General features: G+C 63.1%; 15 protein-coding genes. 9 read left to right on the top strand and 6 right to left on the bottom strand.

The annotated features are described in order from the left end of the window. Positions 1-13 precede the first annotated feature (13 nt). The 3 genes from GA0004734_RS14895 to GA0004734_RS14885 are packed head-to-tail and all read right to left on the bottom strand — an operon-like array spanning position 14 to position 1,862. Positions 14-364 (bottom strand): type II toxin-antitoxin system PemK/MazF family toxin, encoded by a 351-nt coding sequence (locus GA0004734_RS14895; protein WP_175386385.1) that lies wholly within the window; start codon positions 362-364, stop codon positions 14-16. A 2-nt stretch (positions 365-366) separates the two neighbouring features. Then, positions 367-579 carry an antitoxin MazE-like protein gene (locus GA0004734_RS14890; RefSeq protein WP_092934918.1) on the bottom strand — a complete coding sequence of 71 codons (213 nt, stop codon included), beginning with the start codon at positions 577-579 and terminating at the stop codon, positions 367-369. A gap of 32 nt (positions 580-611) precedes the next feature. Next, complete coding sequence (locus GA0004734_RS14885; protein ID WP_092934916.1) at positions 612-1,862, bottom strand: Zn-dependent hydrolase; 1,251 nt, start codon at positions 1,860-1,862, stop codon at positions 612-614. 274 nt (positions 1,863-2,136) lie between these two features. Between GA0004734_RS14885 and GA0004734_RS14880 the strand changes: the two genes are divergently transcribed. Further along, positions 2,137-2,802, top strand: a complete 666-nt coding sequence (locus GA0004734_RS14880; RefSeq protein WP_092934914.1) for a TetR family transcriptional regulator C-terminal domain-containing protein — start codon at positions 2,137-2,139, stop codon at positions 2,800-2,802. 23 nt (positions 2,803-2,825) lie between these two features. On the opposite strand, the gene GA0004734_RS14875 is transcribed toward GA0004734_RS14880, so the two are convergent. Further along, on the bottom strand, positions 2,826-4,520 hold the full coding sequence (locus tag GA0004734_RS14875) for an adenylate/guanylate cyclase domain-containing protein (protein ID WP_092934912.1): 1,695 nt from the start codon (positions 4,518-4,520) through the stop codon (positions 2,826-2,828). Positions 4,521-4,832: 312 nt separating this feature from the next. On the opposite strand from GA0004734_RS14875, the gene mqo reads away from it, so the two are divergent. Beyond that, entirely contained in the window at positions 4,833-6,536 is a 1,704-nt protein-coding gene (gene mqo / locus GA0004734_RS14870) for a malate dehydrogenase (quinone) (RefSeq protein WP_092934910.1), read from the top strand. An 87-nt stretch (positions 6,537-6,623) separates the two neighbouring features. On the opposite strand, the gene preA is transcribed toward mqo, so the two are convergent. Together preA and GA0004734_RS14860 are read right to left on the bottom strand one after the other, a co-directional pair. After that, on the bottom strand, positions 6,624-7,937 hold the full coding sequence (preA, locus tag GA0004734_RS14865) for an NAD-dependent dihydropyrimidine dehydrogenase subunit PreA (RefSeq protein ID WP_092934908.1): 1,314 nt from the start codon (positions 7,935-7,937) through the stop codon (positions 6,624-6,626). A gap of 12 nt (positions 7,938-7,949) precedes the next feature. Further along, positions 7,950-9,314, bottom strand: a complete 1,365-nt coding sequence (locus GA0004734_RS14860; RefSeq protein ID WP_092934906.1) for an NAD(P)-dependent oxidoreductase — start codon at positions 9,312-9,314, stop codon at positions 7,950-7,952. A gap of 178 nt (positions 9,315-9,492) precedes the next feature. On the opposite strand from GA0004734_RS14860, the gene GA0004734_RS14855 reads away from it, so the two are divergent. The 7 genes from GA0004734_RS14855 (at position 9,493) to GA0004734_RS14825 (ending at position 17,252) form a co-directional block, all read left to right on the top strand. Further along, positions 9,493-10,446 (top strand): sugar-binding transcriptional regulator, encoded by a 954-nt coding sequence (locus GA0004734_RS14855; protein ID WP_092934904.1) that lies wholly within the window; start codon positions 9,493-9,495, stop codon positions 10,444-10,446. Between the two features lie 149 nt (positions 10,447-10,595). Then, entirely contained in the window at positions 10,596-11,918 is a 1,323-nt protein-coding gene (locus tag GA0004734_RS14850; RefSeq protein ID WP_092934902.1) for an ABC transporter substrate-binding protein, read from the top strand. Between the two features lie 271 nt (positions 11,919-12,189). Further along, complete coding sequence (locus tag GA0004734_RS14845; protein WP_092934900.1) at positions 12,190-13,062, top strand: carbohydrate ABC transporter permease; 873 nt, start codon at positions 12,190-12,192, stop codon at positions 13,060-13,062. Between the two features lie 13 nt (positions 13,063-13,075). Further along, on the top strand, positions 13,076-13,900 hold the full coding sequence (locus tag GA0004734_RS14840; protein ID WP_092934898.1) for a carbohydrate ABC transporter permease: 825 nt from the start codon (positions 13,076-13,078) through the stop codon (positions 13,898-13,900). A 46-nt stretch (positions 13,901-13,946) separates the two neighbouring features. Beyond that, positions 13,947-14,948, top strand: coding sequence for an ABC transporter ATP-binding protein (locus GA0004734_RS14835; RefSeq protein ID WP_092934896.1), 1,002 nt, complete (start codon positions 13,947-13,949; stop codon positions 14,946-14,948). Further along, positions 14,945-15,718 carry an L-iditol 2-dehydrogenase gene (locus tag GA0004734_RS14830; RefSeq protein WP_092934894.1) on the top strand — a complete coding sequence of 258 codons (774 nt, stop codon included), beginning with the start codon at positions 14,945-14,947 and terminating at the stop codon, positions 15,716-15,718. The genes GA0004734_RS14835 and GA0004734_RS14830 overlap by 4 nt, the downstream gene beginning before the upstream one ends. A 49-nt stretch (positions 15,719-15,767) precedes the next feature. Continuing rightward, a complete protein-coding gene (locus GA0004734_RS14825) occupies positions 15,768-17,252 on the top strand; it encodes a mannitol dehydrogenase family protein (RefSeq protein ID WP_092934892.1) in 1,485 nt (494 codons plus the stop codon). Positions 17,253-17,256 lie beyond the last annotated feature (4 nt).

The raw sequence follows: 17,256 nt of genomic DNA, 5'->3' as shown, positions 1-17,256 counted from the left end.
TCCCTCCTGCTTCCTAATGCGGCTGCGGGATGATTGCCTGTCGCAGGCCGGTAATATTAATCAGTGCCGCTTCGACCTGCGATATGTCCGAATCCGTCAGGAAGCCGATCACACCGCGCATCGCCGTTTTCTTGATATGCGTCATCTTGTCGACCATGATCTGAGATGTCTCCTCAAGGCCGTTCTCCGGTGACGGGACGATCGTCGGCCGGTAATTCGGTGAATCCGCCAGATACGTCGTGAAGGCGCAGACAAGCAGAGTGACGTGATTTTCGATATATTCGTCAGCATGAAGAATGACGGCTGGCCTGGGTTTCCCAAGGTTTCCCTGAAACACCGCCAGGACCACATCGCCGCGCTTCAATCTCACGGACGGTCCCAATCTTCATAGGCCGTGGGATCGTAGAGTTCATCGATGCCCGCCTTTTCATCTGCTTCGACCGAGTTCGCTGCCTGACGGCGTGCGTCCGCGAGATAGGACGGGTTGGTGGGGTCAGGCACCCAGACTTCGACCGGGCGATAACCTCGCCTTATAAGGAGGTCACGCTCTTCCGGCGACAATTCTCTCGGACGTCCCATCGTGGTTCTCCTGCTGCCTTTGTCACCCGATCCTACTCCACAATCCCCGCCGTCTCCACCACGGCATGAAACAGCACGTCGCAGCCGGCGCTGGCCCAGTCTCTGGAAATCTCCTCAGCCTCATTGTGCGAAAGACCGCCGACGCAGGGACACATGATCATCGTTGCAGGCGCGACTTTCGCCGCCCAGCAGGCGTCGTGGCCGGCGCCGGAGATGATGTCCATGTGGCTGAGGCCGAGCTTTTCGGCGGCGCTGCGCACCGCCGAGACGAGCGTGGGGTCGAAGGTGACGGGGTCGAAATGGCCGACGGCTTCGACCGCGTAGCCGACGCCGAGATCCGCGCAGATCCGGGCGGCCTCCGCCTCGATACGGGCGCGCATGCGGTCGAGTTTCGCTTGGTCGGGCGTGCGGATGTCGACGGTGAAGACGACCTTGCCGGGCAGGACGTTGCGGGAGTTGGGAGAGAAGAACACCTGACCGACGCCTCCGACGGCGCCCGGCTGCTCGCCCATGGCCACGGTCTGCACCATCTCGACGATGCGCGACATGGCAAGCCCGGCATTGACGCGCAGGTCCATCGGCGTCGAGCCGGTATGCGCCTCGCGTCCCGTCAGGGTGAATTCCAGCCACCAGAGACCCTGGCAATGGGTCACCACGCCGATTGCCTTGTTCTCCGCCTCGAGAATAGGCCCCTGCTCGATGTGATATTCGAAGTAGGCGTGCATCTTGCGCGCGCCCACCTCTTCCTCGCCGAGCCAGCCGATCCGCCTCAGCTCGTCGCCATAGGTCTTGCCCTCCGGGTCCCGGCGGCTATAGGCGTAGTCGAGCGTGTGGACGCCGGCAAAGACGCCGGAGGCCAGCATGGCGGGGGCAAAGCGCGCGCCTTCCTCGTTCGCCCAGTTTGTGACGACCACCGAGTGCTTCGTCTGGAGGCCGAGGTCGTTCATGGTGCGCACGACTTCCAATCCTGCAAGCACACCGAGAACACCGTCATATTTTCCGCCGGTCGGCTGGGTGTCGAGATGCGAGCCAATATAGACGGGCAGGGCAGCCGGATCGGTGCCGGGGCGGGTCGCGAACATGGTTCCCATGCGGTCGATACCCATGGTCATCCCGGCGTCGCGACACCAGGTCGCAAACAGGCTGCGGCCTTCGGCGTCCGCGTCGGTCAGCGTCTGGCGATTGTTGCCACCGGCAATGCCCGGGCCGATCTGCGCCATTTGCATGAGACTGTCCCACAGACGGTCGGCGTCGACGCGCATATTTTCGCCCGGTGAGGCCATGATATCATCCCTCTTTATCCGAACACGGCGATGCGCATTGGCGCGATCCGGCCTTATGTTCGATTGCATTGTTCCCACCGGTCGAATGGGGCATTCTTTTTGTTCGCTCTCGTATCCGTCATTGCGTTTGTCATTGAAGTGACTGATAATTTAACCGGTTGGTAAACATTACAACTTCCGTTGCAGCACTCAAGACGGAAAAACAAAAAAACCGAAAAGCTGCGGGGCGACGGGACGGACATGGCGGCCGGAAGGCCGGCGAAGGGGGTGTGGTATGGCATTGCCAAGAGCAGCGAGAACGCAGCGGCGCACGCGGATCCAAGAGGAGAAGGAAGAGCTCATTCTGGAGGCGGCGCTGGAGGTGTTCGCGACCAACGGCTTCCGTGGCAGCACCATCGACCAGATCGCCGAGGTCGCGGGCATGTCGAAGCCCAATCTGCTCTATTATTTCCGCACGAAGGAGGCGATGCACCGGGCTCTGATCGAACGGGTGCTCGACAGCTGGCTCGATCCGCTGCGCGAGTTCGATGCGGAAGGCAACCCGGTGACCGAGATCCGCAGCTACATCCGGCGCAAGCTTGAGATGGCACGGGATTTTCCGCGCGAAAGCCGGCTTTTCGCGAACGAAGTCCTGCAAGGCGCACCACGGATCGAGGATGCGCTGATGGGGCCGCTGAAGGCGCTTGTGGACGAAAAGGCAACGGTGATCCGCGCCTGGGCCAAGGCCGGCAAGATCGCGAAATGCGACCCCTACCACCTCATCTTCGCTATCTGGGCGACAACCCAGCATTACGCCGACTTCGACGTGCAGGTGCGGGCGGTGCTCGGCAAGGACCGGGCCGGCGAGGGGCGTTTCGAAGACGCGGCCCGGTTTCTGGAGCTTCTTTTCGTCAATGGGCTCGCAGTGAGCGGGCCTGCAACAGGTGGCCCTGCGGCGTAAGATCCTTGTGCGGTAGAGCCTGATCAGGCGCCGGTGCGTGCGGCGTGCGCCACCGCCGCTTTTCTGGCGCGGGCGGCGGCGAGCGGCGTGCCGATCTCCTCGGCATTTTCGACGATCAGTGTTTCCAGCGTACCCTTTCGGCCGCGGATTGCGATATTGTGGCTTTCGCGGTCGTCCAGCGTCAGCCCGGCATAGCGGATAACGTCGGCGGAGACGGCGAGTTGCGCGTCGTATTCCTTGGCGAAACCTTCGAGGCGGCTCGCCGCGTTGATGGTGTCGCCGACAGCCGTCAGGGACGAGGCGCGGCCGTAGCCGATATGGCCGATGATCGCCGGACCCGCATGCATGCCCATGGCGATGCGCAGCGGCTTGTCGAGTTCGCTCGTGAAATTGTGGTTGAGCGTCTCCATGCCGCGGGCGATGCGCGCCGTGGCCTCCAGCGCATTTGCGCAGGCGTCCTCGATCCGGCCGGTGAGGCCGAAGATCGCGAGCACGCCGTCGCCGATGAACTTGTCGATGACGCCACCGGCACCCTCGACGGCTTCGCCGATCGTCTCGAAATAGCGATTGAGCAGGAAGACCGTATCGAACGGCAGCTGCTGCTGGGTGAGCAGCGTGAAGTCGCGCAGGTCGCAGAACAGCACCGCGATACGGCGTTCGCGACCGGCGGCGACGTCCTCGCCGATCTGCGGTCGCACACCGACATTGTCCGCGCCGAGCACAGGAGCGATGGCCACGTCGTGATTTGGCCGAAGCTGGCAGCCGAGGCGAACATTCTCGCCGGCGCGAATGCGGATCAGCGTCTGGCGCTCGCCTTCGCTCGGCGGGGGAAGGCCTTCCAGCCCATCCGTGACGCGGACGCGACAGGTGGAACAGCGCCCCCGTCCGCCGCAGACGGAGAGGTGCGGTATGCCGGCGGAGCGGCTGGCTTCCAGTACGGAGAAGCCGCGCGCGACCGACAGCACCTTGCCATCGGGATAACGGATACGCACCTTGCCGCGAATGGGAAAAGACCGCCAGAGCAGTGTGAAGCCGATGCAGGCCGCAAGCGTATAGAAGATGACCTGCCGGATCTCGGCCAGACGTGCGGGATCGGTGCGGCCCGACATGAACCAGGCATTCGACGGCATTGCGGGTCCGAGGGCGCGGGCGGCGACCATGAAGCCGAGCAGCGACAGCACCGGGACCAGAAGCGCAAGGGTATAGAGCGGCAGTGCCATGCGCGGATACCAGTCCCGGCCGCGCATCCAGAACCAGAAACCGAGACAGCCATGCGCCCAGGCGATGATCAGCGCCGCGGACTGCCAGACGGTGTTGCTGGTTCTCGACCAGATGCGCGGCAGGACATCGCGATAATCGGCGGAGTAGCCCGACAGCATCCAGTCGATGCGGGTGACGGTGACGTGGCTGATCAGCAGGAAGGGCAGAGCGAGCCCCAGCCCGATCTTCAGGGCCTCGCGCATCGGCATGCGCAGCGTCTGCCGCCGCCGCAGGCCATCGAGTGCCAGAACGAAGTGGACGGCGAGCGACCCATAAAGGGCGATAGTTCCCGGCAGGCTGCGCCAGATCTGATTGAAGAGATCCCGGCCACGCTCCATGGCGTCGATCGAAATGAGACCGAGCGCGTGGTTGAGAAAGTGCGTGAGCAAAAAGAGACCCAGGCACACGCCGGTCCAGATATGGAGGCGCTTGCGCAGCTTCGAACGATCGCGTTTCAAGCAGGCTCCGGTCCCAACGGTTGATCACTGGATGCTTATCGGCCAGATTCCCACGCGGAGCAACGCACGAATTGCGACGCCGGTTCGGACAGGATCTCCATCAGCCCATCGCCAGCGGAAGCTCGGCTGCGAGCCGGTCGATTACCAGGCGCGTCCTGCGCGACGAAAGGTCTTCGACGCCGGAAGAGCCACCGCAAAATTTCTGAATGGGCGGATCGTGCATGATTTTCCGTTGCGACAAATTGCCTTGTCACCAAAAAAGGTTTCCCTTATACGGCGATCCTGGGAGGACTAACAAGACGTGAGGTTGACATGGCCGGTGAGAAGAAGAGCGGCGCTCCGCGTTCGGGAACGTCGCAGCATCTGGCCATAAGTCGTCGGCAACTTCTTGGATCCGCTGCAACCGGTGCGGCCGCTCTCACCCTGTCCTCGCTTCCCAGCTGGGCTCTTGCGCCCGAAAAGACGGTGGACGTGCTTCTCGTCGGCGGCGGCATTATGAGCGCAACGCTCGGCCTTCTCATCAACGAGCTGGAGCCGTCCTGGTCGATTGAGATGATCGAGCGGCTGGACGATGTAGCGCTTGAGAGCTCCAACGGCTGGAACAATGCCGGCACCGGGCATTCCGCGCTCGCAGAACTGAATTACACCCCCAAGGATGTGAACGGAAACGTCGATATCAGCCGTGCCGTCGGCATCAACGAATCCTTTCAGATTACCCGTCAGTTCCTCGCGCATCAGGTCGATCGTGGTGTCCTGAAGGATCCCCGGTCCTTCATCAATTCGACACCGCATATGAGCTTCGTCTGGGGTGACGATAATACGGAATTCCTGGAGAAGCGGTTCGAGGCGCTGAAGGCAAGCGCGCTCTTTTCCGGCATGAAGTTCTCGCGCGATCATGACGAGATCGCGAAGTGGGTTCCGATCATGATGGAAGGCCGCGATCGGTCGCAGACGCTGGCCGCGACATGGTCGCCGCTCGGCACCGATGTGAATTTCGGCGAGATTACCCGTCAGTATGTCGCGCATCTGAAAACCCAGCCGACCTTCGGCCTGACGGCCTCCAGCGAAGTGCAGGAGATCACCCGGAACGAGGATGGCACCTGGCGGGTCAGCTACGCCGACACGCGGACCGGCACCCAGAAGGGTGTCATCAACGCGAAATTCGTCTTCCTCGGGGCTGGCGGAGGCGCTCTGCCTCTCTTGCAGATGTCGGGCATTCCCGAAGCTGCGGACTATGCCGGCTTCCCCGTTGGCGGGTCCTTCCTCGTTTGCGAAAAGCCCGAGATCGTCAACCGGCATCTGGCGAAGGCCTATGGTCAGGCTTCGGTCGGCGCGCCGCCGATGTCGGTTCCGCATCTCGATACGCGCATGCTGGACGGTAAGCAGGTCGTGCTCTTCGGCCCCTTTGCGACCTTCTCGACCAAGTTCCTCAAAGACGGCTCCTACTTCGACCTTCCGGCCTCGGTGACGCTGGACAATATTTGGCCGATGCTCCAGGTGGGCATGAACGAGTTCAGCCTCGTCCAGTATCTCGCCGGCCAGCTCCTGATGTCCGACGAGGATCGCCTTGCGGCCCTACGCGAGTATTTCCCGCAGGCCAAGGGTGAAGACTGGCGCCTTTGGCAGGCCGGTCAGCGCGTGCAGATCATCAAGCGCGACCCCGAAAAGGGTGGCGTGCTGAAGCTCGGCACGGAAATCGTCGCCTCGTCTGACGGCACGATCACGGCTCTTCTGGGCGCGTCCCCCGGTGCCTCGACGGCTGCGCCGATCATGCTGGATGTCCTCAAGAAGGTCTTTGCCGAGCGTCTGGCGACGCCGGAATGGCAGGCGCGGGTGCAGGCGATGGTGCCGAGCTACGGCAAGAAGCTGAACGACGATCCGCAGGCGCTCGCGCTGGCCTGGGCCGCGACGAGCGAGCGCCTTCAACTCGCCATCGCCTCGCCGGCCATCGGCGCGACGACGCCTGCCGCCCTTCCGGCCGGTGACGTGCGGCGCGTTCCGGATATGGCGCTCTAAGTCTAGCGACGTTCTCCCTGCCAGCGTCGTTCGCAGCAGGTCATCAGGGGAGCATGGCGATCCGTTCGCCATGCTCTGCTTCATCCGCTACTCCGCCGCCTGCCGTGACATCGGGTTGTTCGGGTGCGTGGTCCAGTTCGCATAGGCGGAAACGACCACTTTACCGGTGCGCTCGTCAAGGGTGCCCGGGGGCAGGGCGACCATGGTGATGCAGTCCTGCACGGGACAGACGTTGACGCAGAGATTGCAGCCGACGCACTCGTCCTCCATCACTTCGAAATGCCTGACGCCATCGACAGACTGCGTGATCGCCTGATGCGAGGTGTCCTCGCAGGCAATGTGGCAGCGGCCGCATTTGATGCAGGCATCCTGATCGATCCGGGCCTTGGCGACATAGTTGAGGTTGAGATACTGCCAGTCCGACACGTTGGGGATCGCCCGGCCGGTGATGTCGTCGAGCGACCGGTGGCCCTTGGCGTCCATCCATGTCGAAAGCCCTGTGATCATCTCCTGGACGATCTTGAATCCGTAGGTCATGGCGGCGGTGCAGACCTGCACGTTGCCGGCACCAAGCACGAGAAACTCCGCCGCGTCGCGCCATGTGGTGATGCCCCCGATGCCGGAGATCGGCAGCCCCTGTGTTTCCGGATCGCGGGCGATCTCGGCCACCATATTGAGCGCGATCGGCTTGACCGCCGGGCCGCAATAGCCGCCATGGCTGCCCTTGCCGTCGATGGAGGGTTCTGGCGCGAATGTGTCGAGGTTGACGGAGGTGATCGAGTTGATCGTGTTGATCAGCGACACGGCATCGGTGCCTCCGGCCTTTGCCGCGCGGGCCGGGTGGCGGATATCGGTGATATTAGGCGTCAGCTTGGTGATCACCGGCATGCGGGTGTACTGCTTGCACCAGCGCACCACCATCTCGATATAGGCGGGCACCTGACCGACGGCCGCACCCATGCCGCGCTCCGACATGCCATGCGGACAGCCGAAATTCAGCTCGATGCCATCGGCGCCGGTCTCCTCCACCAGCGGCAGGATCGCCTTCCAGCTTTCCTCCTCGCAAGGCACCATGATCGAGGCGATCAGGGCGCGGTCGGGCCAGTTCATCTTGACCTGCTTCATTTCCCGCAGGTTGGTGTAGAGGTCGCGATCGGTGATCAGTTCGATGTTGTTGAGGCCGAGGAGCCGCCGGTCGGCGCCCCAGATCGCGCCGTAGCGCGGACCGTTGACGTTGACGACCGGAGGCCCGTCCTCGCCAAGCGTTTTCCAGACGACGCCGCCCCAGCCGGCCTTGAAGGCCCGCTCGACATTGTAGGCCTTGTCGGTCGGCGGGGCCGAGGCGAGCCAGAACGGGTTGGGGGATTTGATGCCGACGAAAGTGTTGCGCAGATCAGCCATGGTTCATCTCCCTCAGGCAACGGCCACCGCCGGCTGGCGCTCGGCCATCAGCGCGCGGTGGATCGATTGAGCGGCGTCGCGGCCCTGGGCGACGGCTGATACAGTGAGGTCCTCGCCGCCGAGACGACAGTCCCCGCCGGCCCAGACGCGGTCGAGCGAGGTTCGCCCCTCCTCATCCACGACAATACGACCGGACTGGAGCGCCACGATGCCGAGCGCGTCGGCCTCGAGGATCTGGCCGATGGCCTTGAGAATATGGTCGGCTGCGAGAATGCCGGTCTCGCCGGTGGCAACCAGCCGTCCGTCCACATCCGATGTATAGTCCAGCTCGATCCCGACGACATTGCCGTCGTCCCGCGCAAGGATGCGTCTTGGCTGCAGCCAGTGGCGAATGGTGACGCCGCGCGACGTGGCGAGATCCTGCTCATAGGCGGAGGCATTCATGTGCTCGCGTCCGCGGCGGTAGCAGATGGTGACTTCCTCGGCACCCAGAAGCTTCGCCTGCACCGCCGCATCGATCGCGGTCATGCCGCCGCCGATGACCACGACGCGCCGGCCGACGGGGATGTCTGTCTTGCCGGGGGATTGGCGCAGGGCCGCAATGAAATCGATCGCATCCTCAACGCCTTCGGCCGCTTCGCCTTCCGTGCGCAGGGCGTTAACGCCGGTCAGGCCCATGCCGAGAAAGACGGCATCGTGGCGTGAGAGGAGATCGGCGAGTTTGATGTCCCGGCCGAGCATTTGGCGATTGCGAATCTCGATGCCGCCGATGGCGAGCACATAGTCGACTTCCCTCTGCGCGAAGTCGTCCGTCGCCTTGTAGGTGGCAATGCCGTATTCGTTCAGACCGCCGGCCTTCTCGCGGGCGTCGTAGATCACGACATCATGGCCGTTGACGGCGAGCCGGTGAGCGCAGGCTAGGCCCGCCGGTCCCGCGCCGACGACGGCCACGGTCTTGCCGGTGGACGGTGCGCGTTCATAGAACTGCCGGCCTTCCGCCATGGCGATGTCGGTGGCAAAGCGCTGGAGCCGGCCGATGGCGACCGGGCGGCCCTCCGCCTCCATGCGGACGCAGGCCTCCTCGCACAGCGTTTCGGTGGGACAGACCCGCGCGCACATGCCACCGAGGATGTTCTGATCGAAAATCGTCTTGGCCGAGCCGATCGGATTACCAGTCGCGATCTGGCGGATGAAAAGGGGGATGTCGATGGAGGTGGGACAGGCCGTCATGCACGGCGCGTCGTAGCAGAAGTAGCAGCGATCGGATGCAACGAGCGCCTCGTGCTCGTCCAGGCGCGGATGCAGATCCGCAAAGTTTACCTCGTATTGACCGGGCGTCAGCCGCCCGCCGATCATTCCGGAGTCCGTCGTTCCCATGTTTTCCTCCCAATGGCAACCGCACGATCAGCAGAGGCTAACATGGAAAATTTCTTGATCAAAAGGTAAAATTTTGGCGCACTCTTTCGTCTTTCCATGCGGCGGCGGGTCGATTGACAGGTCTGGCCAAAAGGTGTCAGCACTTCGGGTTCCCGCTGGACCTTGGGAGAGGCATGGAATGGCACGCAGACCGGAAGCGAATGCACGGCTCGACGATGCGGCACGCGCCGGCTGGCTTTACTACGTCGCGGGACGGACGCAGGACGAGATTGCCGGGCAGATGGGCATCTCGCGCCAATCCGCGCAGCGCCTCGTGTCGCTCGCCATGGCCGAACGGCTGATCAAGGTCCGGCTCGACCACCCGATCGCCGCCTGCATGGAACTCGGGCTTCGGCTGAAAGAGCGTTACGATCTGCGGCAGGCAGAGGTGGTTCCGAGCGATCCGACGTCGTCATCCACCACGGTCGGCATTGCCGAAGCAGGTGCGGCCGAGATCGAACGCTGGCTGAAATCGAGCGATCCGATCATCATGGCGATCGGCACGGGACGGACGCTGAAGGCGGCGATCGACCAGCTGCCGGCCATGGACTGCCCGCAGCATCGCATCGTCTCGCTCACCGGCAATATCGGCGTCGATGGTTCTGCGGCCTATTACAACGTCATCTTTTCCATGGCCGACGCTGTGAAGGCACGGCATTTTCCCATGCCCCTGCCGGTCATCGTGTCCTCGGCCGAAGAGCGCGAGGTGCTGCACAAGCAGATCCTCGTGCAGTCTGCCCTCAGCCTCGGAACGCAGGCCAATATCGCCTTCGTCGGTGTCGGTGAAGTGGGGACGGATGCGCCGCTCTGCCAGGATGGCTTCCTGTCGCGCGACGAGATGGCGCAACTGGTGGAGCAGGGGGCCGCCGGCGAGATCTGCGGCTGGATGTTCGATGGTCATGGGCAGCTCATCGCGGGCGACATCAACAATCGGGTGGCTAGCGTGCCCTTGCCCTCGCGCGAAACATCGACACTGATCGGCATGGCGAAAGGCCGTCGAAAGCACCTCGCTCTGCGCGCCGCCCTGCGTGGCGGACTCATCAACGGTGTTATCACTGACGAGGATACGGCTGAATATCTGCTCGCCCCCTGAGCAAATATGTCAAAAAATTGTCAATTTTTCCGATGGCTTACCGATGTGTTCGGCATCGCAGCATGGAATGCGATTGACAAGGCGGCCCAGAAAATGAGTAATTGCCCGTGAGCGAGGCAAATGCTCATTACTCTTCTGGGAGGAAGATCATGAATTTGAAGACATCTCTGCTGGGCGCATGCTCGGCACTCGTCATTGCAGCCGTTTCCGGCGGTCTGGCCCAGGCCGAGACCCTCACCATCGCGACGGTGAACAATGGCGACATGGTCCGGATGCAGACTCTCACCGACGATTTCACCAAGGCCAATCCCGACATCCAGCTCGAATGGGTGACGCTGGAAGAGAACGTCTTGCGTGAACGCGTCACCACAGACATCGCCACGAAGGGTGGCCAGTACGACGTGCTGACCATCGGCACCTACGAGGTTCCGATCTGGGCCAAGCAGAACTGGCTTCTGCCGCTCGACAACCTCGGTGCCGACTACGATGTCGACGACCTGCTGCCGGCCATCCGCTCGGGCCTGACGGCCGACGGCAAGCTCTATGCCGCACCGTTCTACGGTGAAAGCTCCATGGTGATGTACCGCAAGGACCTCATCGAGAAGGCGGGGCTGACCATGCCCGACGCGCCGACCTGGGACTTCATCAACGACGCGGCGCGCAAGATGACCGACCGTGCCAACGGCATCAACGGCATCTGCCTTCGCGGCAAGGCCGGCTGGGGCGAGAACATGGCGTTCCTGACGGCCACGTCGAACGCCTTCGGCGCACGCTGGTTCGACGAGAACTGGAAGCCGCAGTTCGACCAGCCGGAGTGGAAGAACACGCTCGACATGTACGTCAAGCTGATGAACGATGCCGGCCCGCAGGGCGCCTCGTCCAACGGCTTCAACGAGAACCTGGCGCTCTTCCAGCAGGGCAAGTGCGGCATGTGGATCGACGCCACGGTGGCGGCATCCTTCGTGACCAACCCGAAGGACTCTACCGTTGCCGACAAGGTCGGCTTCGCACTGGCGCCCGACACGGGCCTCGGCAAGCGCGGCAACTGGCTCTGGGCCTGGAACCTCGCCATCCCCGCCGGCACGCAGAAGGCCGAAGCGGCCGAGAAGTTCGTTTCCTGGGCGACCAGCAAGCACTATCTCGACCTCGTCGCGCAGAAGGAAGGCTGGGCCAACGTTCCCCCGGGCACGCGCACCTCGCTCTACCAGAACGCCGAGTACCAGAAGGCGGCACCCTTCGCCAAGATGACGCTCGAGAGCATCAACGCGGCCGACCCGAAGAACCCTTCGACCAAGCCCGTTCCCTACGTCGGTGTCCAGTTCGTGGCCATCCCGGAGTTCCAGAGCCTCGGTACGACGGTCGGCCAGCTGTTCTCGGCAGCCCTTGCCGGACAGATGTCTGTCGACGATGCACTGGCGCAGGCCCAGACGGCAGCGACACGTGAAATGACGCGCGGCGGGTATATCAAGTAAACTCGTAGCTCGATGGGTGGGGTTGTCCGTCACGCGTGATGCGTGGTTGCCCCTCACCCTAGCCCTCTCCCCGCTCGCGGGGAGAGGGGACGTGCCACACGGTAACTCCGAGTGCCCTTCGCCCCGCCAAAGCGGGGAGAAGGTGCCGGCAGGCGGATGAGGGGCCGACCCGCACGCCGCCCGAGACCGACAAACAACCCACACAACAACAAGCCGCCCCTTCCATGGTCGAGGAAGTCAGAGCCGGCGACACCAGAGGGAGGGTCTATCCATGGCAACGCAGAATACCCGAGGCCTTGCCCGGATCATGATGGCGCCGTCCGTCGGGCTGCTGCTGATCTGGATGATCGTGCCGCTGGCAATGACGCTCTGGTTCTCGTTCCAGAACTACAATCTGCTCAATCCGGGCAATGTCAGTTTCGCCGGCCTGTTCAACTATCAGTATTTTTACAGCGATCCCGCCTTCTTCCAGTCGATCTGGAATACGTTGATCATCGTCGTCGGCGTGCTCGCCATCACCGTCATCGGCGGCATCGCCATCGCGCTGATGCTGGACCAGCCGGTCTGGGGGCAGGGGATCGTGCGCATCCTCGTCATCTCCCCGTTCTTCGTCATGCCGCCGGTGGCCGCACTCGTCTGGAAGAACATGATCATGCACCCGCAATACGGGGTGTTTGCCGATATCAGCCGGTTCTTCGGCGTGCAGCCTGTCGACTGGTTCGGGCAATATCCGCTGTTCTCGATCATCATCATCGTCGCCTGGCAGTGGCTGCCGTTTGCGACGCTCATCCTGCTCACCGCCCTGCAATCGCTCGACGGCGAGCAGAAGGAGGCAGCCGAGATGGACGGGGCGAACTTCTTCAACCGGTTCATCTATCTCACCGTGCCGCATCTCGCCCGCTCGATCACCGTCGTCATTCTCATCCAGACGATCTTCCTGCTCGGCGTCTATGCGGAAATCCTCGTCACCACCAATGGCGGACCGGGCTATGCCTCGACCAACCTGCCGTTCCTGATCTATCGCACGGCCCTTCTCGGCTACGACGTCGGCGGCGCATCCGCCGGGGGCATCATCGCCGTAATCCTCGCCAACATCGTCGCCTTCTTCCTGATGCGCGCCGTTGGCAAGAACCTCGACAAGTAGGGAGATCAAGACCATGGCACGCGCCGTATCCACCCGCAGGACCGTCTTCTTCACCGTGCTCGCCTGGATCGTGGCGCTAGTGATCTTCTTCCCGATCCTCTACACGATCATCACCTCGTTCAAATCCGAGACCGAGGCGATCCAGGGTTTCAACCTGATCCCGTCGGGGACCGTGGAGAGCTACGCGGCCGTGCAGGCGCAGAGCAACTACTTCAAGTTCTTCCTGAACTCGGTGATCATCTCGGTCGGCTCGACGTTTCTGGCGCTGCTGATCTCGGTCCCCGCCGCCTGGGCGATGGCCTTCTCGCCGACGCCGCGCACCAAGGACATCCTCATGTGGATGCTCTCCACCAAGATGATGCCGGCTGCCGCCGTCATGGTGCCAATCTACCTTCTGTTCCGCGATTTCGGCCTGCTCGACAGCCGGTTCGGCCTGACCGTCATGCTGACCATGATCAACCTGCCGATCGTCGTCTGGATGCTCTATACCTACTTCCGGGAAATTCCGGGCGAGATCCTCGAAGCCGCCCGCATGGACGGCGCCTCGCTCTGGGGCGAGATCGCCTACGTGCTGACGCCGATGGCGGTGCCGGGCATTGCCTCCACCATGCTGCTCAACATCATCCTCGCCTGGAACGAAGCCTTCTGGACGATCCGCCTGACGACCACGAACGCGGCACCGCTGACGGCCTTCATCGCCTCGTTCTCGTCGCCTCAGGGCCTGTTCTGGGCAAAGCTTTCGGCAGCCTCGACGCTTGCCATCGCGCCGATCCTGATCATGGGCTGGTTCAGCCAGAAGCAGCTTGTGCGCGGCCTGACCTTCGGCGCCGTGAAGTAGCAGATCAATAAAAGATATAACGACAAGACGAGCGGGAGCGCGCACCATGGGCAATATACGTCTGAAGAACGTCTCGAAGAGTTTCGCCGCCACGACGGTCATTCCGGGCATCGACCTCGAAATCAAGGACGGTGAGTTCGTGGTCTTCGTCGGACCGTCGGGCTGCGGCAAGTCCACGCTGCTGCGGATCATCGCAGGCCTTGAGGATGCGACCTCCGGGCATATCGAAATCGACGGCCGCGACGTCACCAACGAGGCGCCCGCCAAGCGCGGCCTCGCCATGGTGTTCCAGTCCTATGCGCTCTATCCGCATATGACGGTGCGCAACAACATCGCCTTCCCGCTGAAGATGGCGAAGATGGAGGAGGGCGCGATCGACAAGAAGGTGACCGAGGCTGCCCGCGTCCTCAACCTCACCAACTATCTCGACCGCCGTCCGGGCCAGCTTTCGGGCGGCCAGCGCCAGCGTGTCGCCATCGGCCGGGCCATCGTGCGCGAGCCCTCCGCCTTCCTCTTCGACGAGCCGCTTTCCAACCTCGATGCGGCGCTGCGCGGCACGATGCGGCTGGAGATCAGCGAACTGCACAACCAGCTGAAGACCACGATGATCTACGTGACCCACGATCAGGTGGAAGCCATGACCATGGCCGACAAGATCGTGGTGCTGAACGCCGGCAATATCGAGCAGGTCGGCTCGCCGCTCGATCTCTACCACAAGCCGAACAACCTGTTCGTCGCGGGCTTCATCGGCTCGCCGCGCATGAATTTTGCGACCGGAGCCTTCGCCAGCGGCTACGACGCCCACACGATTGGCGTGCGGCCCGAGCACCTGAAGCTGTCGCGCGACAGCGGCACGTGGACGGGCAAGGTCAGCGTTGCCGAACACCTCGGCGCCGACACATTCCTGCACATCCAGGTCGAGGGCATCGGTCAGGTGACCGCGCGTATCGCGGGTGACGTGCCCGTGCAGCACGGCGACACCGTCTATCTCACGCCCGACGAGGCGCGCATCCACAAGTTCAACGAGAAGGGCATGGCGATCCGATGAAACGTCTTGAAGGAAAAAGCGCGCTGATCACGGGTTCGGCCCGGGGCATCGGCCGCGCATTCGCGGAAGCCTACATTGCGGAGGGCGCAACCGTCGCAATCGCCGACATCAATCTTGCGCGCGCAACGGAAACCGCGGCCGAACTGGGACCACAGGCCTATCCGGTGGAGATGGACGTGACCCGGCAGGCCTCCATCGACGCGGCGATCGCAACCGTCGTGGAGAAGGCTGGCGGGCTCGACATCCTCGTCAACAATGCGGCTCTGTTCGACCTTGCGCCGATCGCCGAGATTACCCGCGAGAGCTACGACCGGCTGTTTGCGATCAACGTTTCCGGCACGCTGTTCACGCTACAGGCGGCGGCCAAACAGATGATTGCGCAGGGGCGCGGCGGCAAGATCATCAATATGGCGAGCCAGGCCGGAAGGCGCGGCGAAGCGCTGGTTGCCGTTTATTGCGCGACCAAGGCGGCGGTCATCAGCCTGACCCAGTCGGCGGGCCTCAACCTCATTCCGCACGGGATCAACGTCAACGCGATCGCCCCCGGCGTCGTGGACGGCGAGCACTGGGACGGCGTGGACGCGATGTTCGCGAAATACGAGAACCGGCCGCTCGGCGAGAAGAAGAAGCTCGTCGGCGCGGAAGTGCCCTTCGGGCGCATGGGAACCGCGCAGGACCTGACGGGCATGGCCGTGTTCCTTGCCTCTTCCGACAGCGACTACATCGTCTCCCAGACCTACAATGTCGACGGCGGAAACTGGATGAGCTGAGGCTGACGCCCGCTCGATCTCCAGGCCGCTTTCCGAAAAGGGTAACACCATGACCAACAAGCTTTCGCTTGCAAACCTCGACGCCATCAAGGCCACGGCGACCGTTCCTGCCTTCGAGCGCTCCGCGCTGAGCGCCGGGATCGTCCATTTCGGCGTCGGCAATTTCCACCGCGCCCATCAGGCGGTCTATCTGGACGATCTGTTCAACACCGGCCGGGATCTCGACTGGGCGATCGTCGGCGCGGGCGTCTTGCCGTCGGATACCGCCATGCGCGAGAAGCTGGCCGGTCAGGATTATCTCACCACCGTGGTCGAGCAGGACAACAACCGGTCCGCCGCCCGTGTGACCGGGCCGATGATCGACTACCTCGCGCCCGGCAATCCCGCCGAGACGATTGCACGGCTCGCCGATCCGGCAATCCGCATCGTCTCGCTGACGATTACCGAGGGCGGCTACTTCATCGATCCCGCGTCAGGCCACTTCAATCCGCAGCACCCGGCCATCGCTGCAGATGCCGCAAACCCGGATGCGCCGAAGACGGTGTTCGGCCTCATCATCGCTGGGCTCAAGGCGCGGCAGGAAAAGGGTATCCAGCCGTTCACGGTCATGTCCTGCGACAACATTCCCGGCAATGGCGAAGTCACGCATGCCGCCGTCTCCGGGCTCGCCCGGCTGTCGGATACGGCACTCGCCGACTGGATCGACGCGAATGTCGCCTTCCCGAACGGCATGGTCGACCGCATCACGCCGGCAACCGGCCCGCGCGAGATCGGAATCGCGGCCGAGGAATACGGCATCGACGATGCCTGGCCGGTGTTCTGCGAGGAATTCAAGCAGTGGGTGCTGGAGGACCATTTTCCCGCCGGGCGGCCCGCGCTCGAAGCGGTCGGCGTCCAGTTCGTCTCCGATGTGGCGCCCTACGAACTCATGAAAATCCGCATTCTCAACGGCGGCCATGCGGCCATCGCCTACCCAGCAGCCCTGCTCGACATTCATTTCGTGCATGACGCGATGGAGGAGCCGATCATTCAGGCCTTCCTCGAAAAGCTCGAGCACGACGAGATCATTCCGATCGTTCCGCCCGTGCCTGAGACCGATCTCAAGGCCTATTACAAACAGGTCGAGACGCGTCTCTTCAACCCGAAGATCGGCGACACCATTCCCCGCCTCGCCCAGGACGGGTCGAACCGGCAGCCGAAATTCATCCTTCCCTCGACCGGCGACCGCCTGCGTCAGGGCCTCGACGTTGTCGGTCTGGCGCTGGTCTCCGCTCTCTGGTGCCGCTACTTCGCCGGCACGACGGACAGCGGCGCCGCCATCACCTTCAACGACGCCAGCGCGGACCGCCTGCACGAGGCGGCGGTGAAGGCGAAGGACGATCCGATGGCTTTTCTGGCGCTTTCCGACATCTTCGGCGAGGTGGCGCAGTCCGAACTTTTCCGCAAACGTTTTACTCATGCCTTAAAGACGCTATGGGAGCAGGGCACGCGCCAGACGCTGCAGCTTTATCTCGACGGAAAACTGACGGAGTAAGATC

The sequence above is a fragment of the Rhizobium sp. 9140 genome (assembly GCF_900067135.1).
Lineage (GTDB): Bacteria > Pseudomonadota > Alphaproteobacteria > Rhizobiales > Rhizobiaceae > Ferranicluibacter.
The sequence above is the reverse complement of the archived record's forward strand: the minus strand, read 5'-3'. Positions and strand labels throughout refer to the sequence as shown.